Annotated in this window: 22 protein-coding genes; 10 read left to right on the top strand and 12 right to left on the bottom strand. The window is 65.1% G+C overall.

All coding sequences use genetic code 11. From position 1 onward, the window contains the following. Positions 1–33: 33 nt before the first annotated feature. Positions 34–1,275: an ABC transporter substrate-binding protein gene (locus ABMC89_RS06865; protein WP_349566532.1), complete on the bottom strand. Its 1,242-nt coding sequence runs from the start codon at positions 1,273–1,275 to the stop codon at positions 34–36. A 211-nt stretch (positions 1,276–1,486) separates the two neighbouring features. Between ABMC89_RS06865 and ABMC89_RS06870 the strand changes: the two genes are divergently transcribed. Next, the gene (locus ABMC89_RS06870; RefSeq protein WP_349566534.1) at positions 1,487–2,224 is read left to right on the top strand and encodes a response regulator transcription factor; all 738 of its coding nucleotides are present in this window, start codon (positions 1,487–1,489) and stop codon (positions 2,222–2,224) included. Next, positions 2,221–3,654 carry a sensor histidine kinase gene (locus tag ABMC89_RS06875; protein WP_349566536.1) on the top strand — a complete coding sequence of 478 codons (1,434 nt, stop codon included), beginning with the start codon at positions 2,221–2,223 and terminating at the stop codon, positions 3,652–3,654. Before ABMC89_RS06870 ends, ABMC89_RS06875 begins: the two co-directional genes overlap by 4 nt. A gap of 12 nt (positions 3,655–3,666) precedes the next feature. On the opposite strand, the gene ptsP is transcribed toward ABMC89_RS06875, so the two are convergent. The 5 genes from ptsP to ABMC89_RS06900 form a co-directional block, all read right to left on the bottom strand. Further along, positions 3,667–5,907 carry a phosphoenolpyruvate--protein phosphotransferase gene (ptsP, locus tag ABMC89_RS06880; protein ID WP_349566538.1) on the bottom strand — a complete coding sequence of 747 codons (2,241 nt, stop codon included), beginning with the start codon at positions 5,905–5,907 and terminating at the stop codon, positions 3,667–3,669. Between the two features lie 209 nt (positions 5,908–6,116). Next, a complete protein-coding gene (locus ABMC89_RS06885; RefSeq protein WP_349566540.1) occupies positions 6,117–7,355 on the bottom strand; it encodes an aspartate kinase in 1,239 nt (412 codons plus the stop codon). A gap of 120 nt (positions 7,356–7,475) precedes the next feature. After that, complete coding sequence (locus tag ABMC89_RS06890) at positions 7,476–8,120, bottom strand: SDR family NAD(P)-dependent oxidoreductase (RefSeq protein WP_349566542.1); 645 nt, start codon at positions 8,118–8,120, stop codon at positions 7,476–7,478. Positions 8,121–8,153: 33 nt separating this feature from the next. After that, positions 8,154–8,573, bottom strand: coding sequence for a DUF1178 family protein (locus tag ABMC89_RS06895; protein WP_349566545.1), 420 nt, complete (start codon positions 8,571–8,573; stop codon positions 8,154–8,156). Positions 8,574–8,634: 61 nt separating this feature from the next. Continuing rightward, positions 8,635–9,114: an NUDIX hydrolase gene (locus tag ABMC89_RS06900; RefSeq protein ID WP_349566547.1), complete on the bottom strand. Its 480-nt coding sequence runs from the start codon at positions 9,112–9,114 to the stop codon at positions 8,635–8,637. A 137-nt stretch (positions 9,115–9,251) separates the two neighbouring features. On the opposite strand from ABMC89_RS06900, the gene modA reads away from it, so the two are divergent. From modA to modC, 3 genes are read left to right on the top strand one after another with little or no spacing between them, the layout of a single operon-like run. Beyond that, entirely contained in the window at positions 9,252–9,992 is a 741-nt protein-coding gene (gene modA, locus ABMC89_RS06905) for a molybdate ABC transporter substrate-binding protein (RefSeq protein WP_349566549.1), read from the top strand. Beyond that, positions 9,989–10,681, top strand: a complete 693-nt coding sequence (gene modB / locus ABMC89_RS06910; protein WP_349566552.1) for a molybdate ABC transporter permease subunit — start codon at positions 9,989–9,991, stop codon at positions 10,679–10,681. The genes modA and modB overlap by 4 nt, the downstream gene beginning before the upstream one ends. After that, on the top strand, positions 10,678–11,763 hold the full coding sequence (modC, locus tag ABMC89_RS06915) for a molybdenum ABC transporter ATP-binding protein (protein WP_349566554.1): 1,086 nt from the start codon (positions 10,678–10,680) through the stop codon (positions 11,761–11,763). Before modB ends, modC begins: the two co-directional genes overlap by 4 nt. A gap of 47 nt (positions 11,764–11,810) precedes the next feature. On the opposite strand, the gene ABMC89_RS06920 is transcribed toward modC, so the two are convergent. Then, positions 11,811–12,575 (bottom strand): EcsC family protein, encoded by a 765-nt coding sequence (locus tag ABMC89_RS06920; protein WP_349566556.1) that lies wholly within the window; start codon positions 12,573–12,575, stop codon positions 11,811–11,813. A 73-nt stretch (positions 12,576–12,648) separates the two neighbouring features. Continuing rightward, complete coding sequence (locus tag ABMC89_RS06925; protein WP_349566558.1) at positions 12,649–13,137, bottom strand: GNAT family N-acetyltransferase; 489 nt, start codon at positions 13,135–13,137, stop codon at positions 12,649–12,651. 82 nt (positions 13,138–13,219) lie between these two features. On the opposite strand from ABMC89_RS06925, the gene ABMC89_RS06930 reads away from it, so the two are divergent. Continuing rightward, the gene (locus ABMC89_RS06930) at positions 13,220–13,825 is read left to right on the top strand and encodes a flavin reductase family protein (RefSeq protein WP_349566560.1); all 606 of its coding nucleotides are present in this window, start codon (positions 13,220–13,222) and stop codon (positions 13,823–13,825) included. On the opposite strand, the gene ABMC89_RS06935 is transcribed toward ABMC89_RS06930, so the two are convergent. Together ABMC89_RS06935 and ABMC89_RS06940 are read right to left on the bottom strand one after the other, a co-directional pair. Continuing rightward, positions 13,822–15,036 (bottom strand): GAF domain-containing sensor histidine kinase, encoded by a 1,215-nt coding sequence (locus tag ABMC89_RS06935; protein WP_349566561.1) that lies wholly within the window; start codon positions 15,034–15,036, stop codon positions 13,822–13,824. The genes ABMC89_RS06930 and ABMC89_RS06935 overlap by 4 nt on opposite strands. 122 nt (positions 15,037–15,158) lie before the next feature. Continuing rightward, the gene (locus ABMC89_RS06940) at positions 15,159–16,835 is read right to left on the bottom strand and encodes a SulP family inorganic anion transporter (RefSeq protein ID WP_349566563.1); all 1,677 of its coding nucleotides are present in this window, start codon (positions 16,833–16,835) and stop codon (positions 15,159–15,161) included. Positions 16,836–17,024: 189 nt separating this feature from the next. Here ABMC89_RS06940 and ABMC89_RS06945 point away from each other — a divergent pair, with 189 nt between their 5' ends. Genes ABMC89_RS06945 through ABMC89_RS06960 form a run of 4 tightly spaced genes read left to right on the top strand, consistent with a single transcriptional unit; the run spans position 17,025 to position 19,729 of the window. Further along, complete coding sequence (locus tag ABMC89_RS06945; RefSeq protein WP_349566566.1) at positions 17,025–17,897, top strand: S-methyl-5'-thioadenosine phosphorylase; 873 nt, start codon at positions 17,025–17,027, stop codon at positions 17,895–17,897. A 3-nt stretch (positions 17,898–17,900) separates the two neighbouring features. Beyond that, positions 17,901–18,560: a DUF2927 domain-containing protein gene (locus ABMC89_RS06950; protein WP_349566568.1), complete on the top strand. Its 660-nt coding sequence runs from the start codon at positions 17,901–17,903 to the stop codon at positions 18,558–18,560. 12 nt (positions 18,561–18,572) lie between these two features. Further along, on the top strand, positions 18,573–19,202 hold the full coding sequence (locus ABMC89_RS06955) for a LysE family translocator (RefSeq protein ID WP_349566570.1): 630 nt from the start codon (positions 18,573–18,575) through the stop codon (positions 19,200–19,202). After that, positions 19,199–19,729, top strand: coding sequence for an adenine phosphoribosyltransferase (locus tag ABMC89_RS06960; protein WP_349566572.1), 531 nt, complete (start codon positions 19,199–19,201; stop codon positions 19,727–19,729). Before ABMC89_RS06955 ends, ABMC89_RS06960 begins: the two co-directional genes overlap by 4 nt. 33 nt (positions 19,730–19,762) lie before the next feature. On the opposite strand, the gene ABMC89_RS06965 is transcribed toward ABMC89_RS06960, so the two are convergent. Further along, a complete protein-coding gene (locus ABMC89_RS06965; RefSeq protein WP_349566574.1) occupies positions 19,763–21,184 on the bottom strand; it encodes an FAD-binding oxidoreductase in 1,422 nt (473 codons plus the stop codon). A gap of 44 nt (positions 21,185–21,228) precedes the next feature. Beyond that, positions 21,229–22,065 carry an MBL fold metallo-hydrolase gene (locus ABMC89_RS06970; protein WP_349566575.1) on the bottom strand — a complete coding sequence of 279 codons (837 nt, stop codon included), beginning with the start codon at positions 22,063–22,065 and terminating at the stop codon, positions 21,229–21,231. Between the last annotated feature and the right edge of the window lie 108 nt (positions 22,066–22,173).

Here is a 22,173-nt window from a genome sequence, read left to right on the forward strand (position 1 = left end):
CCGGCGCAAACCACCGGACGGAGAGGGCCGTGATCACATGCTGTTGGCGACCGCGTCGGCCAGCATCTGCACCGCTTCATCCGAGGACATGTCGGAGTTGAAATGCGCCGTCACCACGTCGGTGATCGCACCCGCCTGCGCGCCGCGCAGCGCCATGCCGTGCGCATAGCTTGGCAACAGCGAACCGCTGTCGGAGCTTGCGGTCATGTCAGCCGAGGAAAGCTCTGCACATTGGTCGAATTTCTCTAGCGACACATCGGTGCGCGCGGGGATCGAGCCCTTGTTGAGGTTGAACACCTCCTGGAAGTTCTTGCCGACGACCAGTTCGGCCAGCAGTTCCTGACCGGCCCGCTTGTCGTCACCTTCGACTTCGAACATCGCGAAGCTGTCGACGTTATAGAGGAACCCTTCACCCGGCGTGGAGGCACAGAGGAAATCCTCGCCCGGCACCTTGCCTGCGGCTGTGAATTCGCCCTTGGCCCAGTCGCCCATGATCTGGAACGCCGCTTCGCCGTTCATGACCATCGCGGTGGCAAGGTTCCAGTCGCGGCCCGAGAAGTTGTCATCGACATAGCCGCGCATCTTGCGCATCTGGTCGAAGACCGCCTTCATCTCGTCGGATTTCAGCGTGTCCATATCGAGATCGACAAAGGCCTTGCGGTAGCCTTCGGGCCCCAGAATGCCCAGTGCCACGGCTTCGAAAATGGTCGCGTCCTGCCATGCCTGACCACCGTGTGCCAACGGCGTGATGCCAGCGGCCTGAAGCGTGTCTGCGGCTGCGTTGAACGCGTCCCACGTAGTCGGCATCTCGATGCCGTTCGCCTCGAGCACATCCGCGTTGGCCCAGATCCAGTCGACGCGGTGCACGTTCACAGGTGCGGCGCACCATGTGCCCTCGCATTTCATGTGGCTGGCGATGGATTCGGGCAGCACCTCGGCCCAGTTCTGCGCTTCCGCGACATTCGAGATATCGGCCAGAACGCCCTCTTCGTACCATTCCTGAATGGCCGGGCCCTTCAGCTGCACCGCTGTCGGCGCGTTGCCGGACAGGACCCGCGCACGCAGCGCGGTCATCGCGGCATCGCCGCCCCCACCCGCAACGGGCATGTCGGTCCAGGTGCCGCCGTTGGCCGCGAATTCTTCTTGCAGAACGGCGACGGATTTCGCCTCGCCACCGGATGTCCAGTAATGCAGAACCTCGGCCTGAGGTTCAGCATGGGCAAGGGTCGCGCCAAGCGCCAGCGCGGAAGCCGCGCCTGTCAAATAGATCTTCATGGTATCCTCCCAGATAAGCGTGCCATTTTGGGCACTGCTTCGGACGAGTCTGCCCAATCCCCATGCACCGCGCAACGCCCGCATGACGCGAAGCCGGCGGTTGGCGCAAGATTTTCGGCGCTTTCGTTACAGGCTGTTACACTTGACGGATACGGGCGCCGACCTGTTACATGGCGCGGCGCCGGAATGGCCGCACAGGCAGGGGACGACAATGGCGATTCCACGTATTCTGGTGGTCGATGACGACCCCGAGATGCGCGATATGATGGTGCAGTACCTCCGGAAACACGGCCATATTGCCCTGCCCGCCGACACCGAAGCGGGCGTGCGGGCGCATCTGGCGGACGGGCGCATCGACCTTATCCTGCTCGACGTGATGCTGGGCGACGAGAACGGGCTGGACATCTGCCAGAGCCTGAGGCGCGAACAGGATGTGCCGATCATCATGGTCTCGGCGCAGTCGGCCGACCACCACCGGATGGCGGGATACGAAAGGGGCGCGGACGATTATGTCGCCAAACCGTTCAATCCCGATCTGCTGCTCGCGCGGGTTCGTGCGGTACTGTCGCGCGCGCGCCGTTCGTCCTCTCTGGCGTACCGGAGGCGCACACAGACCTTCCGCTTCGGCGGATGGACGTACGACGGCAAGCGTGACGAGGCGATCTCGCCCCAGGGGTATCAGGTCTCGCTCTCGCGGCGCGAGACGGGGCTGTTGAAAGTGCTGCTGGCCAATCCGCATATCCCCCTCACCCGCGAGGAGATCGCGACCGCGCTTGACGTGACCGGCAGCGACGGCGCGACAGAGGCCAGCGGGCGCGCCATAGACGTGCTGGTCGGGCGCCTGCGGTCCAAGATCGAAACCGATCCCAAAGCGCCCGAGATGATCCGCACCGAACGCGGGATCGGCTATGTCATGGCCGTCGATATCGACACCAGCGACGATCCATGACCCACCCTCTGCGCCTGAGCCAGCTGGCAGTTCTGTGGGTCACCGCCGCGATGCTGGCGGGCGTTCTGAGCGCGACGCTCTGGTACCGGTCCGCGCAGGCGTGGAACAGCCATCTGACCGACGCCTACGAGGCGGGCTTTCGCGTGTTCGAAGCGCTGCGCAGCGGGGCGGATCCGGGCATGGGTCTGAACGTATCCCCCCTGCCCCCCGACCTTGCCACGCTGGCCGAAGCGGGCGCGTTCGACCGCCTACCCGGCGCACCGCAGCCCGCGTTCATCACCCTGCTGTCGTTGCAATCCGACAGCGGCGGGGTGCAGATCGGTGTCGTCTCGGACAAGCTTCGCTATCCCGTGGCGGATATCCGGTCGGGCACCGCGCGGTCTGCCGCCGCAGAACTGGCAGATCTCACACGGCTTTTCGCGACCTATTGCAGCGATCCGATCCTCTACGCCCGGCTGGGGCGCGGCGCGTGGACCCGCGTGGACGGCACGGCGCTCTGGGGCTGCGCTGCGGCGCCGAAGGACTGGCGGCTCGTGGCGGCGGGCCTTGCCGTTCTCGCCCTCGCGGCCATCGTCACCCATATCGGCAACACCACTGCCGCCTTCGACACCTTCGCGCGCGCCCTGCGCATGCGCCAGCGGCTGGGCGGGCCCGACAGCTACGACGCGAACGGCCCCGCCGAACTGCGCGACATCGTTGCCGCCGTAAACAGCTATCTGGGGGCCGAGCGCGACCAGCTGGCCCGCCGCGCGGGCGTCCTTTCGGGGGTGAGCCACGATCTCGGCACGCCTGCCACCAGACTGCGCCTGCGGGCCGCCCTGATCGAAGACGCCGACCTGCGCCGCAAGCTTGAGGCGGATATCGACCGGATGACAGGGCTGATCGACAGCGTGCTGACCTACACCCGCGCCGAAACCAGTGGCGAAACCGCGCGCGAGCTGTCGTTGACCTCTCTGCTGGACGCGATTGTCGAAGACTACCGCGATACCGGTGCGGCGGTGTCCCTGCGCGCGCCTCGCGACACCGTTGTCAGCGGCGCGCCGTCGATTTTCGGGGCCGCGCGGGGCCACGCCACCCTTTCAGGCGACCGCCAGATCATCGTGACAGGCCGTCCGATCGCGCTGGAACGTGCCGTGTCTAACCTGGTGGACAACGCGCTGAAATACGGACGCCGCGCAACTGTCGGCTGGGAATCCACCGCCGATACGGCAACGATACTGGTCGAGGACGAAGGCACGGATGTATCGGCGGCAGAGGTCGAAAGCCTGATCGACCCTTTCAAACGCGGCGACGGTGTCGAGGCGGTCGACGGCCACGGTCTGGGGCTGACCATCGTTGCGACCATCGCACAGCTGCACAGCGGCACATTGCGGTTCGAGGATACCCAGCACGGGCTGCGCGCGCGCCTGACGATCCGGCGCACCGGCTAGCACAGTCCGGCGTCAGTACTGCTCGCGCAGATAGGCCATCACGGAGCTGCGTACCGACATGTCGCCGCGTTCGCGTGCCGCTTCGATGACCGCGCGTACCTCTTGCAGATCGCAGCGCCGCAGCAGGCTTTTCACCGGCCCGATAGAGGCGGGCCGCATCGACAACTGCCGGAAACCGATCGCGGCGAAACAGAGGGCCTCCACTGGACGGCCCGCGTCCTCGCCACAGAACGACAGTGGCGTTTGCGTCTCGTTGCAGCGCGCGACGATATTTTCAAGGAAGGTCAGGAAGCTGACGTTCAGCGTGTCATAACGCTTGCGCACCCTTTCGTTCTCGCGGTCGGCGGCGAAGAAGAACTGCTTCAGGTCGTTACCGCCGATCGACAGGAAATCGACCTCTTCGAAAAACTTGCGCGGGGCGTAGGCCAGCGACGGCGTCTCGAGCATCGCGCCCACGTCGATTTTCGACGGCAGCTTGTGGCCCAGCCGCGCCTCGATCTCCAGCGTCCGGTCGACCTCGGCGCGCGCGGCGCGGTATTCCTCGAACTGGGCGACGAAGGGGAACATCACGGTCAGCGGTCCGCCTTTGGCGGCACGGAAAAGCGCCTGCAGCTGCATGCGCATGATACCGGGCTTGTCCAGCCCCACGCGGATCGCGCGCCAGCCCAAGGCGGGGTTCGGTTCCTCATTGGGCTTCATGTAGGGAAGCACCTTGTCCGACCCGATATCGAGCGTGCGGAACACCACGCGCTTGCCCTGCGCGGCATCCAGAACACGGGCGTAAAGCGCGCTCAGCTCGGACCGGCGGGGCATGTGGTTGCGGATCAGAAATTGCAGTTCGGTGCGGAACAGACCCACACCTTCGGCGCCGGACCCGCTCAGCGACGGCAGGTCTGCCATCAGGCCCGCGTTCATGTGAAGGCCGATGACGCTGCCGCATTTCGTCTCTGCCGGTTTGTCACGGATCGAGGCATAGCGCTCCTGCGCTGCTGCCTGCATCGCGATCTTGTCGCGGAACGCCGTGGCGACGTTGTCTTCGGGCCGCAGGTGCACGATGCCCTGCTCGCCGTCGACCATCACGTGATCGCCGTTCAGCGCCTCGAGCGTGACGCGGCCCGCGTTCACGATCAGTGGAATGGCCAGCGCCCGCGCGACGATCGCGGCGTGGCTGCCGACTGATCCGTTCTCGAGGATGATGCCCTTCAGGCTGCGCCCGTATTCCAGCAATTCCGCCGGGCCGATATTGGTCGCCACCAGAATCGGGTCTGGCGGCATTTCGGCGCCGGTGTCACGCCCCTGCCCGGTCAGGATGCGCAGCAGGCGGTTGGACAGATCGTCCAGATCGCTCAGGCGTTCGCGCAGATAGGCATCCGATGCCTGTCCCATCCGCGCGCGGGCCAGCGACTGTTCCTTTTCCACCGCCGCTTCCGCGGACAGGCCTTGGGTGATGTCGGCCTGCATCCGCTGCATCCAGCTTTTGGAGTTGGCGAACATCCGGTAGGTTTCGATGACCTGCCGCTGGTCCTTGTCGCCGACCGAGAGCGTCAGCATCTGGTCGACACTCAGCCGCAGCGTATCCACCGCCTCGATCAGGCGCTGGCTTTCGCGATCGGGGTCGTCGGCGATGGGATTCGACACGACAACCCTCGGATCGTGCAGCCAGACATGGCCTTCGGCCACACCCTCCTGCGCAACAGTGCCGCGGATCATCACCGGCTGCGAGTGCCGCGCCGACATCGCGGCGCCCTCGCCGACGAAGGCGCCAAGCTCGGTCATTTCCGCCAGCACCATCGCTACCACTTCGAGGGCATAGACCTCGTCGGCGCTGAATTCACGGGCTTCCTTGGACTGTACGACCAGAACGCCCAGCATCTCGCCCAGCCGCTGGATCGGCACGCCGAGGAAGCTGGAATAGATCTCCTCCCCGGTCTCGGGCATGTAGCGGAAACCCTTCGCCTGCGGCGCGTCGGGCGTGTTGATGACCCGCTTGCGGCGCGCCACACGGCCCACAAGGCCCTCGCCCATCTTCATCCGTGTCTGGTGAACCGCGTCTTTCTTCAGACCTTCGGTCGCGCAAAGCTCCAGCGTGTTCTCGTCGCGGAACAGGTAGATCGAACACACCTCGCACCCCATCGAGGTCGCGATCAGATGCGTGATCTTGTCCAGCCGCGCCTGCCCAGCGTCGTCGCCTGCCATGGCATCGCGCAGGCGGCCAAGCAGCTTTCGGCTATCGCTCTCTGTCCGTTCCGCCATATTCTTCCCGATTGCTCGTGCGACACTCTTTATAGCGTCTCTACCCGTATTTGGGGAGGGTGAACAGCAAAGGGTGTCCCGACAGGGTTACGAATAGGGCACAGCACTTGCCCGCGCCGCAGATTTAGGCACGCCAAACCGGCGACCGGCGCCATATACAATTAATGCGTCAAATTAACTTTACGACGCATTACGTTGATATATTTGAATTATACAGCTTTCTCAAGCTCGAAGGCGTCGTGGAGCGCCTGCACGGCAAGCTCCATATACTTGCGGTCGATCAGCACCGAAATCTTGATTTCGGAGGTGGTGATTACCTTGATGTTGATGCCCTCGTTCGAGAGAACCTTGAACATCTTGGCCGCAACACCCGTGTGGCTGCGCATCCCGATGCCGACCACGGACACCTTCGCGACATCCTCGTCGGCGATCAGATCCTGATAGCGGATCACCCCGTCGGCGGCCGCCTTGGCCATCGCCGCATCCGCGCGTTTGACCTGATCGACCGGACAGGACCACGTCATGTCGGTCCGCCCTTCTTCGGCGATGTTCTGCACGATCATGTCGACGTTCACACCCGCATCGGAAAGCGCGGTAAAGATGCTCGCCGCGATCCCCGGTCTGTCGGCCACCGACACCAGTGTCATTTTCGCCTCGTCGCGGCTGAACGCGATCCCAGCAACTACATTGCTTTCCATGATTTCCTCCTCGTCGCACACAAGTGTGCCGGCATCGTCCGATTGTTCCTCGAAGCTCGAAAGCACCCGTAGCTTCACCTTGTAGCGCATGGCCAGTTCGACCGACCGCGTTTGCAGCACCTTCGCACCCAGCGACGCAAGTTCGAGCATTTCCTCGAACGAGATCTTGTCCAGCTTGCGCGCCTTCGACGATACGCGCGGATCGGTTGTATAGACACCATCGACATCGGTGTAGATATCGCAGCGCTCGGCATCGAAGGCGGCGGCGAAAGCAACTGCTGTGGTATCCGATCCCCCCCGGCCCAGCGTGGTGATCCGGCCTTCGGGGCTGACGCCCTGAAAGCCCGCCACGACAGCGACCTTCATGCCGTCCGCGAATTTGGCGAGGATGTTCTTGGGGGGAATATCCTCGATCCGCGCGGCGGAATGCGCCGAGGTCGTCTGGACCGGCACTTGCCAGCCCTGCCAGCTGCGCGCGGGAATATCCATTTCCTGCAAGGTCAGGGCCATCAGCCCCGCCGTCACGTTTTCGCCCGAAGACACGACGGCGTCATACTCGCGCGCATCGTAGAGCGCCGACGTCTCGCCGACCCAGCCGACCAGTTCGTTGGTCTTGCCCGCCATGGCAGAGACGATGACGATCACGTCATATCCCTTGGCAACCTCGACACCCACGCGTTTTGCCGCGCGGCGGATACGGTCCAGCGTGGCAACCGACGTGCCACCGAATTTCATCACGAGAACAGGCATCGTACCCCCGTTTGCGGTCTCCCGCGCCCTCTACGACAGCCGGAGCGCCCTTGCAAGCGTCAGGCGGCCGGTAGGGTCCAGAACGCGCTCCATCGGATCCCGACAGCATGCCTTCCCGGGCTACATGGGGTGGTCGCGCCCGTCCCATGTCTCGAAACAGCCTGTGCGCGTCAGATCCAGGGCCGCGAAACGATCCACCAGCCCCGCGACAGAGGCATCCACATCGATATCGGCGGTCCCGCCCCCCATATCCGTCTGCACCCAGCCGGGGTGATAGATACCCACGGCAATGCCTTCGGGCTTGAGGTCTGTAGCAAGGTTCCGACCCAGATTGAGCACTGCCGCCTTGGACGCGCGGTAGATATAGCTGCCACCCGGAGCCAGAGTGCTGGACGCCATCTGGGACGAGATGATCGCGATTTTCGGCGCCGGGGCGCGGCGCAGATGCGGCAGAAGCGCCTGAATGCTCAGAAATACCCCGGTGACGTTCACCGCAAAGCTCTGCGCCCAGAGGTCCGCGCCGAAACCGGTATCCAGATCGCAGCCCTTGTCGAGGTAGACACCGGCGTTGCACACCAGCAACTCCACCGGCCCCTCGCCCAGCGCCTGCGCCATGGCGCTGTGGCTCGACGGTTGCGTCACGTCGAGCTGGATATCCGACGAAGGTGACCGGCTTGCGCCCATCACGTCCTTTCCGGCTGCGCGGTAATGCTCGGCAAGGCCTGCGCCAATGCCGCGGCTTGCGCCGGTGATCACGATGGTCATTCCTGTCGTCCTTCCTGTGGGGATCGGGGGCCGTTACTGCATTTTCTGGCGCGGCTTGAACGGCAGCGGCGCGACCGGCACACCGTCGTCCAGAAGCGCGCGCGCCTCCGCCGGTGTCGTTTCTCCGTAAATCGGTTTTTCGGGGCTGCGCCCCTCGTGCATCTCGCGCGCGCGTTCGGCAAAGCTTCCGCCGACGTAGGTTGCTTTCGCCTCGATCTCCCGGCGCAGCTCCGCCAGCCTCACCGCGGGGTCCTGCTCGGCTGTGCGCGGCGGCTTGGCCGGTGCGGCCTTTTCGACCACGTTCGGCGCCATCAGCGCCTTGCGCACGGCCCCCGACCCGCAGACCCCGCAGCTCAGATGTCCGGCTTTCGCGAGCGCGTCGAAGGCCGCAGCCGATTGAAACCAGCTTTCGAATTCGTGTCCGTCATCGCAGCGCAGCGCGTAGCGGATCATCTGACCATTCCTTCGTTGCAGACAGTGACTAACCTATAAATGGCGCTGCACCCCCGTTCGGTCAAGCGGGCGCGCTGGGGCCACGGGCTTCGGGCGGGTCGAACCCCACGATCAGCTTCGCCAGTTCCTTTTGCTGCACCAGCTTGGCTGCGCGCTTGCGGGAGACCCACTTGCGCCGCCGCTCGCGCGCTTCGGGGAACCGTTTTTCTGTTGTGCGCACCCGCACCGGATACAGCATCGCCACAACCGGTATCGGTGTGCCGCTGCGGCTGTTTTTCATGTAGGAATAAACGCCGAGGCAGGAATCGCTCGCAACACCGCGGACACCGGCTTCTTCCCAGGCTTCGCGCGCGGCACTGGCGGCGGGGGTCTTGCCCTCCATCGGCCAGCCCTTGGGCACGATCCAGCGCTTGCGCGTGCGCGATGTCACCAGCAGGATTTCAACCTTGCCCTTTTTCACGCGCCAGCACAGGGCCGCAAATTGCACCCGCGCGGCGTCCTTTGCGCCCCCGTAGAGCGATATCGGCAGTTGTTTTGCCATCTTCGGGCGTATCCCCTTCACCTACGCGGTCCGATCTGCAACACAGCTAGCGCCAGAGTGGACGGCTGGCCACCGCAAAAAACCGGCCTGCGGTGCCTCTTGCCGCCCGTGGCCGGTTGAAGGATAGTCGCAGCGACATGATACGCATCCTCGCCCTCACCGTCTTTTTGTTCGGCTTTGCCGGATGGGCGCAGGCCCGTCCGGTCACCGTATTCGCTGCCGCCAGCCTGCGCGACGCGCTTAGCGAGATTGCGCGGAGCTTCCCGCAGGAGGTGACACTTTCCTTCGCGGGGTCCGGGACGCTCGCCCGCCAGATCGCCGCTGGTGCGCCGGTGGATGCCGTGGTGCTGGCGCATGCCGACTGGGCGGACTGGCTGGCTGAGCGCGACGTGCTGCTGGCGGGCAGCCGCGTTGATGTCGCGGGCGGCGCGCTGGTGCTCGTGGGCCGCAAGGGCAGCCCGGACCTACCGGTGGTGGACGGTCCGGGGCTGATGGCCCTGCTGGGCCCGCGCGGGCGCCTTGCCATCGGCCAGCGCGATGCGGTGCCCGCAGGTTCCTACGCGCGGGCATGGTTGCAGCATGCGGGGCTGTGGGAGACGCTGGTGCCGCGTCTCGCAGAGACCGACAATGTGCGCGCGGCACTAGCGCTGGTGGCGCAGGGGGCCGCACCGCTGGGGGTGGTCTATGCCGCCGATGCGGCCGCAGAGCCGCGTGTGGACGTGCTCTACCGTGTGCCGGCCTCCGCGCATCCGCCGATCCGCTATCCCGCAGCCGCTCTGACCGAAGAGGGCCGCGATTTCGTGGCCTTCCTGCGCAGTCCCGAGGCTGAGGCGATCTTTGCGCAGTTCGGCTTTGCGGCTCCGGCGGACGGGCCATGACCCTTGATGCGGCGGCCTGGGCCGCGCTGGCGCTGTCGCTGCGGGTCGCTGTCTGGGCGACGCTGCTGGGCGTGCCCTTGTCGATCTGGGTGGCATGGCTGCTGGCGCGGCGCGACTTTCGCGGCAAGACGCTCGTCAGCGCGCTTGTCCATCTGCCGCTGGTAATGCCGCCGGTGGTCACCGGCTATATCCTTCTGAGCCTCTTTTCGCCCGCGGCCCCGGTGGGCGCCGCGCTTGAAACAGTCGGCATCACGCTTGCCTTCAAGTGGACCGGCGCGGTGCTTGCGGCGGTGGTGATGGGGTTTCCGCTGATGGTGCGCGCCATGCGGCTGGCGTTCGAGGCGGTGGATCCGAGGCTTGAAGAGGCTGCTGCAACGCTCGGCGCGTCGCGCGCGGAGGTGTTCCTGCGCGTGACCCTGCCGCTGATCGCCCCCGGTATTCTTGCCGGGGCCGTCATGGGGTTTGCCAAGGCGATGGGCGAATTCGGCGCGACGATCACCTTCGTTGCGAACATCCCCGGAGAAACGCAAACCCTGCCCATCGCAATCTGGACCGCGCTGCAAATTCCGGGCGGCGAGGCGCAGGCGACAGCGCTGGCGCTGCTGTCCTGCGTCGTTGCACTGGGGGCGGTTTTCGCCTCCGAACTTCTTGCCCGCCGGGTGGCCGCGCGCATCGGGGACCGGGCATGAGCCTGGAGCTGTCGCTGCGCCACCGCTTCGGGGAGTTCGACCTCGACCTGTCGCTGCGTGCGGGCGGCGGGGTCACGGCGCTTTTCGGGCGCTCGGGCGCGGGTAAAAGTACGGTGATCAAGGCAGTCGCGGGTCTGTTGCGCCCCGACGAGGGACATCTGAGCATCGCCGGCGAGACCCTGATGGATACGGCCACCGGCCGGTTCGTCCCGCCCCACAAGCGACGGTTCGGCACGGTGTTCCAGGACGCTCGCCTGTTTCCGCATCTCGACGTGGCGCGGAACCTTGATTTCGGCGCCCGCTACGCCCCCGCAGGGGTGCGCGTGCCGCGGGCGGATGTGATAGACCTTCTGGGTCTCGCCCCGTTGCTGCGGCGCAAACCCGAAACCCTGTCGGGCGGCGAGCGCCAGCGCGTGGCACTGGGGCGCGCTCTGCTGAGCGCCCCGCGGATGCTGCTGATGGACGAACCGCTGGCCAGTCTCGATGCGCCGCGCAAGGAAGAGATCCTGCCGTTTCTGGAACGGCTGCGCGATGGGCCGCTGCGGGTGCCGATCCTCTACGTGAGCCATTCGCTGGACGAGGTGGCGCGTCTGGCCGACACGCTGGTCTTGTTGCGCGCGGGCCGCGTTGCCGCGCAAGGCCCGTTGCGCGACGTGATGTCCGATCCCGCCGCCGTGCCGCATCTGGGGGTGCGCGAGGCCGGGTCGGTGATTGACGCAGAGGTTCTGGCGCATGAGGCCGACGGGCTGACGCGGCTTGGCGTGAGTGCGGGAACGCTGTTGCTGCCGGGGGTGGAAGCGGCTGTCGGGGCGCGCGTGCGCCTGCGGATCAAGGCGCAGGACATCCTGATCGCGCGCGCGCGGCCAGAGGGGCTTTCGGCGCTGAACATCCTGCCCGTGAGGGTGCGCAACATCCGCACCGGCGAAGGGCCCGGCGCGGCAATCGCGCTGGCGGCGGGGACAGACCAGCTGCTTGCACGGATCACGCGGCGGGCGGTTTCGGAGCTGGACCTGCGCGAGGGGCAGGATTGTTTCGCCGTACTGAAATCCACCGCCATCGCACAGGGCAGCATCGGACGCTGACCCGCGCGCTCCTCGCTGCCCTGCGGGCGCTCCTCGCAGGGCGGACCCTAAACGGACGTGAGTTGTTTCATCTTGACCGCGAGGCGCTTGTTGAGCTCTTCGGGGCGGATATCGGCGTCGATCGCCAGCTTGCGCAGCCCGAAATGCACATGCGCCATATCCTCGTAATAGCTGGTATAGGCATAATTCGTCGCGGCCCCCGCGATGGCGCCCAGCACCGGCACGGTCTGCGCGGCGAGTTTCTGGCCCATGACGACCGCAAGGCGCGGTGCCACCTTATGCACGATCGCCTGCACCGCCTTTCCCGAAAGCGCCAGACGCGCGGTCAGGAACGCGAGGTCCGACCCGTCGTCATCCGTCAGCGGACCGGCCGCCGAAAAGACCCGCACACAATCGAAGCGCACGCTTTCCGCCTCGGTGTCAAAGCCGTGCTCGGCGGCGACGCCCTCGATCACGCGCAGCAGAAGCGTTGTGGTCACAGGCAGTTCGGCCAGCGCGGTGGGCAGCCCCCCGGCCCCGCCCGCAGCCCCCATGGCGACAGACACCGCCGAATTGAGCCACGAGGACTGGTCGGGAACCCGCGCGCGGCTGGTATGCGCGGCGTTCATCGCATGCTCGAGCGCGCGCACGGTCGCCGTCTCGAGCTGGCGGCGCACCCCCGCAGGCAGCCTGTCGAGGAGGTTCTCGGCCTGCCCGCCGATCATGTTGAGCACGGTAATTCCAACGCCGCCGGCTTTCTTGTAGCGCCGCGCGATACGCTCAAGCTCGGCCTCGACGTCGATCTCGGCGGGTAAACTGGTGTTGTCGGTCATGGGCGCCTCCCTCCGCCCCAATGTGGGCGTCCTGCGGGCGCAATGCAACGGCGCGCGGAAGGCCGAATACCGCCTAACGCGCGGCTTTCTCGACCAAGCCTGACACGCTGTCCCACGCCCCGTCGGACAAGGCCCGCCCCAGGACCCTGTCGGGATTCGTGGGCGGGGGCATTTCCACATCGGAAAGCTTGGTAAAACCGTAGCGCCCGTAATAGGGCGCATCGCCGACCAGCATCACACGGGTCCAGCCCAGCGGGACAGCACGCTCCAGCGACGTTTCAATAAGCAGCGCGCCCAGCCCCTCGCCCTGCCGTGTCGGGTGGACTGCAACCGGTCCGAGCAGCAATGCGGGATGCCCGCCCACCGCGACCGGCCAGTACCGGATCGCCCCGGCAAGGATGCCGTCGCCGTCGCGGGCCAGCATCGACAAGCCCGCCACGGGCGCCACGCCATCGCGCAGACGGTAGGACGACAACGCCGTCCGACCGGGCGCGAAACACGTATCGTACAGCGCCTCGACCTCCCAATGGTCGTCAGCGCCTTCGGGAAATAGGCTGTACACGGGCGCGCTCCGGTCATTCGTGCTGGAAAGCGGACTAACATGACGCTAGCACTGGGTTCAATCACAACGGAGATACCCCAACATGTTCTATCGTCCCGAAGACGGTCACGGCCTGCCACACAACCCTTTCAACGCTATCGTGACACCCCGTCCCATCGGCTGGATCTCGACCCGCGACTCCGAAGGTCGCGACAATCTCGCACCCTACTCCTTTTTCAACGGCGTGGCCTATACACCGCCGCAGGTCATGTTCGCCTCGACCGGCGCCAAGGACGACCGCGACGGCACCAAGGACAGCATGGCAAACATCCGCGACACCGGCGTCTTTTGCGTCAACATCGTCGAATACGCCGCGCGCGACGCCATGAACGCCTCTGCCGCGCATCTGCCGCATGACGTCGACGAATTCGTCCATGCCGGACTGGAAAAAGTCGAATGCGATGAGATTGCCTGCGCGCGCGTCGCCAATGCCCCCGCGGCGATGGAGTGCCGCCTGACCCAGATCGTTCAGATCGAGGGCGCGGCCAATTTCGTGTGTTTCGGGGAAGTGATCGGCGTGCATCTGCGCGACGACTGTCTTGTCGATGGCAAGTTCGACGTCACCCGCTATGAACCGCTCAGCCGTCTGGGATACCGTGACTACACGCGCGTCCGCGAGGTCTTCGAGATGGCGCGCCCCGACGACTAATGGGTTCTCTTGGTCTGGTAGCGCCATTTCGGCAGCCGGATCCGCGCGGCGGTGCCTTCTGCAGAGCTTTCGATTTGCAGTTCACCGCCGTGCAGCTCGATCAGTTTGCGCGTGAGCGGCAGGCCAAGGCCAAGTCCTCCGCCCGTTCCGCGCTCTGAGAGCTCACCACCCACGGCGAAGGGCTCGTACAGACGGTGCAGTTCGACAGCGTCGTCCAGACGGCCGTTATCGAGCACGGATATGACGACATGCCCGGCAGTGTCGAGTTCCGCCTTCAAGCCGATCTCGTCCCCGCCGTGGAGCACGGCATTCAACAAAAGCGATGTGAGGCAAATCCGCAGATGGCCCTCGTCCGCGAGGATCGCGTCGGAGACCGTGCAGATGGGGGGGATTAGAACCTTGTTCAGCTCGTCGACGCTGGGCGCATGGGCTTCCTGCATCTGGGCAAGCATGTCGCAGATCCTGACCGGCGTCTCGTCCAGCGACATATCCCCCGTCGAGACATCGCTGTAGCGCAGGATCGTTTCAACCAGTTTATTCAGGTGTTCGGTCGACTTGCGGGCGCTTTCGGCAAGGCGCGTGTTGATCGGATCGTCCAGCCGCCCCACGATCAGCTCGAGTGCGCCACGCATGACCGTCAGGGGCGTGCGCAACTCGTGACCTACAAGGGCCAGAAAATTGCGCTGCGCCGTTTCCGGCACCGCCGCCGCGTTCCCCGGCGGCGCTTTCTCCAGGGCTGCAACCACGGCATCGCCAAGGTGGGACAGGATCTCTATCTGCTTGTCCGTGGGGGCCTTGTGCGGCTGCAGGTCCAGCGCGCACAGGCTGCCAAAGCGAAATCCCGACGACAGTACAAGCGGCACGCCCGCGTAGAACCGCGCCCCCGGCCCGCCCTCCGCGACCATCGGGTGTTCGGAAAACCGCGGATGTGCGCTGAGGTCCGTCACCACCATGGGCGAATCGGACATGATCGTGTGGGTACAAAAGGAGGAATCCTTGGGCATCTCGCCCAGCTCGATCCCGACGACGGACTTGTACCACTGCGTCGCCTCCTCGACGACGCTGACATGGGCGATGGGACAATCCAGCAAGGCCGCCACCGCATGGCAAATCGCGTCAAAGACCGCGTGGTTCTCGCGGGTGAGCCCGGGAACCTCCTGCACGGCGCGCACGCGCGCCTCTTCGTTGAATGGGATTGGATATGTCCGCATGCGCCTTACCCGAATTGCTCAATCACCGGCAACACGTTCCGCGGCGCCTAGTTTCTTTGCTGAACACTAGCCAAGGAAAACCTTTCAGGCAAGTTACCCATGCCCGCCCGATCGGTCGTTGCCTAGTGTCCGCCCAGAACGCCGGTGCGGACCTGATAGTTCACCGCCAGCTGGTATTCGGGGTCGTCGTCGCTGTCGATCATCAGGTGGCCCGCCCGTTTCAGCAACGCATGGCAGTCACGACTGAGGTGGCGCAATTGCAGGCGCTTGCCCGCGTCCTCGTATTTGCCCGCAATCGCCTCGATGGCCTGAAGCGCGGACTGATCCACGACGCGGCTGTTTTCGAAATCCACGATCACTTCCTGGGGATCTTCAAGCACGTTGAAGAGTTCGGCAAAACCTTCGGAAGATCCGAAGAACAAGGGCCCCTGAATCTGGTAAACCTTGGCCCCTTCCGGCGTTGTATGGGTCTTGGCATAGATGCGACGGGCGTTGTTCCACGCATAGGCCAACGCGCTGACAATCACACCGACGACAACCGCAACGGCAAGGTCCTCGTAGACGGTGACGACCGTCACCAGCACGATGACGAAGGCATCCATCAGCGGCACCTTGCGCAGGATCGTCAGCGAGTTCCACGCGAATGTCCCGATCACCACCATGAACATCACCCCGACCAGCGCCGCCAGCGGCACCAGTTCGATCATCGGTGCGGCAGCCACGATGAAGACCAGCAGGAACAGCGCGGCAGCGATGCCCGCCACCCGTGTGCGGCCCCCCGATTTCACGTTGATCATCGACTGGCCGATCATCGCACAACCGCCCATGCCGCCGAAAAAGCCGGTGACGGTATTGGCGACACCCTGCGCGACACATTCCTGACTGGCGCCACCGCGCTGGTTCGTCATATCCCCGACAAGGTTGAGCGTCAGCAGGCTTTCGATCAGCCCGATGGCCGCGAGGATCACGGCATAGGGCAGAATGATATAGAAGGTCTCAAGCGTGAAGGGTGCCATTGCCGTACCATAAAGGCCGGTTCCGGTGCCGAAGGGGTTGTGGAAACTTGGCAAACCGCCCTGGATAGAGGCCAGATCGCCCACCCGTGGCACGTCCATTCCTGTGAAAATGACCAGTGCCGCGACGATCCCGATCCCTGCCAGCGGTGCCGGGATCAGCTTGGTGATGCGTGGCATGACCCAGATGATCGCCATGGTCGCCGCGACGAGTGCCAGCATCAGGTACAACGGCTGGCCCGACAGCCATTCGCCGCCACCCATGCCGTGGCCCGTATCGACCATCGTGCCCGGCACCTTGAACTGGCCCAGCTGGGCCAGAAAAATAACAATCGCCAGCCCGTTGACGAAGCCCAGCATGACCGGATGCGGTACCAGCCGGATGAACTTGCCCCATCGCATGAAGCCCGCGAACATCTGCAACAGCCCCATCAGGACCACCGTGGCAAACAGGTATTCGACGCCATGCTGCGCCACCAGCGCCACCATCACGACCGCAAGCGCGCCCGTCGCGCCCGAAATCATGCCGGGCCGCCCGCCGATCAGCGCCGTGATCAGACCGACGATGAACGCCGCATAGAGGCCGACCAGCGGGTGAACTCCGGCGACGAAGGCAAAGGCCACCGCCTCGGGCACGAGCGCCAGTGCAACCGTCAGACCCGACAACAGCTCGACCCGCAGGCGCCCGACAGAGAACCCGTCCTCGCCCATCCAGCGAAGATCGGTCACGTCCAGCGTCTTCGGGGTCAGGTTCTGCGTAAACGAACGAAATACGCTGCGCGCCATGCGAAAATCCTTGAAACTAGCGGAGGAGTTGCGCCCCCCTAGCAAGGATGGGCCGGGATGGAAAGGCCGCAGCGCGCCCGCGCATCCGTAGGCCCTGCAGTCACCCCTTGCGCGCAGCAGGATAACGCGGTTGCATTCACCCCGCTTCCCCGCGAACATCGCCGCATCAACCGACGCGGAGCCCCCCTAATGACCAAGACCAAAATCGCCGTAATCGGCGGCTCGGGTATTTACGAGATCGACGGCCTCGACAATGCCGAATGGATCACCGTCAAAACACCCTGGGGCGCGCCCTCGGACGCGATCCTGACAGGGACACTCGACGGCGTCGACATGGCGTTCCTGCCGCGCCACGGGCGCGGGCACGTCCATTCGCCCACCAGCGTGCCCTACCGCGCCAATATCGACGCGCTGAAGCGGATCGGGTGCACCGACGTGATCTCGGTCTCCGCCTGCGGGTCTTTCCGCGAGGAAATGGCGCCCGGGGATTTCGTGATCGTGGACCAGTTCATCGACCGCACCTTCGCGCGCGAGAAATCGTTTTTCGGCACCGGCTGCGTGGCCCATGTAAGTGTAGCCCATCCGACCTGTCCGCGTCTGGGCGATGCCTGCGAAACTGCCGCCCGCGACGCGGGCATCACCGTCCACCGGGGCGGCACCTATCTGGCGATGGAGGGGCCGCAATTCTCGACCCTCGCGGAATCGCGGATGTACCGGACAAGCTGGGGTGCGGATGTGATCGGCATGACCAACATGCCCGAAGCCAAGCTCGCCCGCGAGGCGGAGCTTTGCTATGCCTCCGTTGCGATGATCACCGACTACGACAGCTGGCATCCCGACCACGGCGAGGTTGACGTGACCGAGATCATCAAAACGCTCACCGGCAATGCCGACAAGGGCCGCGCGCTGGTCAGCCGCCTGCCGGCCCTGCTGGGTGCGGACCGCGCGCCCTGCCCGCACGGATGCGACCGGGCGCTGGAATACGCGATCCTGACCCAGCCCGACGCGCGCGACCCCACGCTCGTGGCAAAGCTGGACGCGGTCGCGGGCCGGATGTTGTGAGACATGCGGCCATGGTGGCTTGCCCTGCCGTTGTCGCTGTTGCTTCCGGTCGCGGCGGCCGCGCAAGACGCGGTCCGCAGTGACGGCGCACTGAGCGACCGCGATTTCTACCGGCTGGTGGCCTGCGCCGCCACCCCCGGCGCGGCTTGCCGCAAGCCGCTGTTGAAATGGGAGAAACCCGAGGTTACCGTCGGCATCGTGACGCGCACACCCCCCTATCTGGGCGGCAAGATGAAACGCGCGGAAGCCTCCGTTGTCCGCGCGGCGCAGAGGCTCACGGCCACCGGCGCGGGCCTGCGCGTGGTTGTGACGGACCGCGCGCCGGATATCGCGATCCACCTGCTCGATACGCTGCGCGGTGACGTCATCGCAGGCTCTGGCACACCACTGGACGGGCTGACGCTGGCCAATGCGATCACCCGCCTGTCGGTGCGCGGCAACCGGATCGAGGCGGCGCATGTCGGGTTTTCCCGCGACATGACGATCCGGCAATACGAATCCGTCATGCTCGAAGAAATCCTGCAGGCGCTCGGTCTGGTCACGGATATCGAGAATCCCCACTATCAAACCCGTTCGATCCTGTCGCAGAATGCCGACAACAGCCTGAAACGGTTGGGAGCACAGGACGAAATGGCGCTGCGAACGCATTATCCCCGCAACTGAAAGGCTCCTCTCATGCCCCTTGACCTCTGGCTGACATTCATGGCCGCGGCCTTTGCGCTGCTGCTGGTTCCCGGTCCCACCGTCCTGCTGGTGCTGACCTATGCCCTGTCCAAGGGCCGGTCCGTCGCGGTCGCCTGTGCAGCGGGCGTGGCGCTTGGGGATCTGATTGCGATGACGGCGTCGCTGCTGGGGCTCGGCGCGCTGGTTCTGGCCTCCGCCACGCTCTTTACGGTGCTGAAATGGATCGGCGCGGCCTATCTGGTGTATCTCGGCGTGAAACTGATCCGCTCGGCCCCCGCCAAGGGGCTCGCCCTGCCCGATGCCGCCGACGTCACTGCGACCCGCGTTTTCGCCCACGCAACCACTGTTACCGCGCTCAACCCCAAATCCATCGCGTTCTTCATCGCCTTCGTGCCACAGTTCATCCGGCCCGACAGCCCGCTTGCCCCGCAGTTCGCCATTCTTGTCGCCAGCTTCACGGGGCTTGCGGCGGTCAACGCAATGGCCTACGCACTGGCCGCCGATCGTCTGCGGCACCTCATCCGCAGACCCGGTGCGCTTGCGTGGATCACCCGTGCCGGCGGCAGCGCGCTCATCGCGATGGGCGTTCTCACAGCAACCCTGCGCCGGAGCACGCCATGAAAACTGTCCGCGATTACATCCGCACCATTCCCGACTTCCCGCACGAAGGCATCATGTTCCGCGATGTCACGACGCTGTTTGCCGATCCGCGCGGGTTTCGCATGGCGATCGACCAGATGCTGCACCCCTACGCGGGCGTGAAGATCGACAAGGTTGTCGGCCTCGAGGCGCGCGGTTTCATCATGGGCGGTGCCATTGCGCACCAGCTTTCCATCGGTTTCGTGCCGATCCGCAAGAAAGGCAAGCTGCCCGGCAAGACGCTGTCGCAGGACTACACGCTTGAATACGGGCAGGCGACGATGGAGATCCACGACGACGCCATCGCGGCAGGCGAACGGGTGCTTGTCGTCGACGACCTGCTGGCCACCGGCGGCACCGCAGAGGCTGGTATCAAGCTGCTGGAAAAGCTGGGCGCCGAGATCGTATCGACCTCTTTCATCATCGACCTGCCGGATCTGGGCGGTCGCAAGCGCCTTGAAGCGTTGGGAATGGACGTGCAGGCCCTGTGCAGCTTCGACGGCGAATGACCGCCTGATCCCACCGGCGCCGCGTTGCGCGGGCTAGGACAGCTCGCGCAGGACCGCGCCGGGGTTCATGATGCCCTTCGGATCCAGCGCGCCCTTGATCGCGCGCAGCGCCGACAGCTTGGCCGGATCGCCGTATTTCTCCAGATCGTCCACCTTCAACCGCCCGATTCCGTGCTCGGCCGAAACCGACCCGCCGAGTTCATGGACCAGATCGTGCACGCAGACCTTGATCGCTTCGCGCTGGTTTTCGTGGTCGGCGCGGGTGCGTCCCTTCTGCGGGAACACGTTGTAGTGCAGATTGCCGTCGCCCACGTGGCCGAAGCAGTTGATGCGCCAGTCACCGAGCTCGGCCAGACGTGCGCCGCCCTGAGCAATGAATTCCGGGATCGCGCCCAGCGGGACCGAGATATCATGGCTTGAGATCGACCCGATCCGGCGATTGGCCTCGGGCAGGTTTTCACGGATGTTCCAGAAATCGTCCCCCTGCGCCTCGGACTGCGCGATCAGCCCGTCGGTGGCATAGCCAGCTTCGGATGCGGCCACGAACAACCGCTCGAGCGCGTCCTGCGCATTCATGCCGTCGGACAGGCCCAGTTCGATCAGGACCGACCAGCGCGGGGGCGTATCAAAGGGCTGGCGGACCTCTGGCATGGTTTCGCTCAGAAAATCGAACCCCTGACCGTCCAGCAATTCAAACGCGCTGATCATCTCGCCCATCTGGGCGCGCGCAAGGTTCAGCAGATCAAGCGCTGCGCGCGCGTCCCTGACAACGAAGAGCGCTGTACCACGCACCGCAGGACGCGCGAAAAGCTTCAGCGCCGCCGCCGTTATGACGCCGAGCGTGCCTTCCGCCCCGATCAGCAGGTGCCGCAGATCGTAGCCGGTGTTGTTCTTTCGCAGGCGTGTCAGCCCGTGCCAGATCTGACCGTCGGGCAAGACGGCCTCCAGCCCGAGGCACAGATCGCGCGTGTTGCCGTAGCGCAGCACGCCGGTCCCGCCCGCGTTGGTGGCAAGGTTGCCGCCGATGCGGGCCGATCCCTGCGCCGCGAGGCTGAGCGGGAAGAGCCGGTCGGCCTTTTCCGCCGCCGCCTGAACGTCGGCGAGTATGACACCCGCCTCGGCCACCAGCACGTTTTCGTCGGGCAGAATGTCGCGGACCCGGTTCATCCGCTCCAGCGACAGGATCAGCCGCGGCGTTTCGCCCGCTGCGACCTGTCCGGCAACCAGCCCCGTCCCGCCGCCGTAGGGGATGACCCCCACGCGCGCCTCTCCGGCCATGCGGATCAGCGTCGCGACCTCTTCGGTGGAGCGTGGGCGCGCGAGCACGCCCGCCTCGCTGATGTAGCGGCCACGCGGTTCTTCAAGGTAGCTTGGTCCGGCGGCACTGATCGTGTCATCGGGCAATACGGATTTGAGCTTGTCGGCGAATGCGGTATCTGCGGGATTGAGTGTCATACCCTACGATCCAATGCCCGCCCGCCGGATGCAAGTGCGATCGCCTAGTCGTCGCTGATATACCCAGGATCAAGCACCATGATCGTCGGCTGGGACGGCAGCACATCGCGCCGCACCGTCAGGCGGCTGTCGTCGACACGAATGACGGTAAAATCGTCCGACATCCCCTCGAGGAAGTCATCGAGCGCCATGTAGGAGAACCAGTGCATCGGTATCACGATGGAGGCACGCAGGCGTTTGAGCACGGAAATCATCGTCGCATGATCGAGCGTATACCCCCCGTCCACCGGCGCCATCACAACGTCCAGACGGCCGATGGCCGCGAATTGTTCATCGTTTGGCGCGTGGTGCAGGTGCCCCAGATGCCCGATGCACAGACCCGCCATCTCGAAAATGAAGATGGAGTTGCCGCGTTCCTCTACCCCCGAAAACTGCGAGCGGATGTCGGTCGATACGTTACGTACCAGCACCTCGCCCAGTTCGAGGTTGTGGGTCACGCCCACTCCGAATTCGCCCCAACCGGGCAGCACATGGGGGATCGCCGGATCGGGATAGGCGGTCCAATGCGTGTCATGGGCGTGGTTCATGGTCACCACATCGGGGATCATCCGGGTGGAACCGATGAAACCGGTGAAATCGGTCACCATGTTCAGCCCGCCGTGGCTGCGGATCAGGAAACTGGCGTGAGAGATATAGTGGATATCGACCGTTTCCTCTTCGACCGGGCCGAGGCTTGCGCGGTGGATATATTCGATGCCCGGTGTGGCATCGGCCAGCGCATGGCAATGCGACGGCGTCCTGTCGGGCGCGGCCTGCTGCGCCAGCAGCGGCGAGGAAAGGGTAGCGGCGGTCAAAGCGGACAGAAGAACACGGTACAGCATGACGCAAGGTTAGCACCGTCCCTGCCCCAGCCCAAAGCGCAATGATCAGCCTTTTTGTCGCACCCTCGCCGGCGGGCCCCTGCGGTCCGGCGATGTGCCGGGCCTGCC

It is taken from the genome of Sulfitobacter sp. HNIBRBA3233 (genome assembly GCF_040149665.1).
Taxonomy (GTDB): Bacteria; Pseudomonadota; Alphaproteobacteria; order Rhodobacterales; family Rhodobacteraceae; genus Sulfitobacter; species Sulfitobacter marinivivus.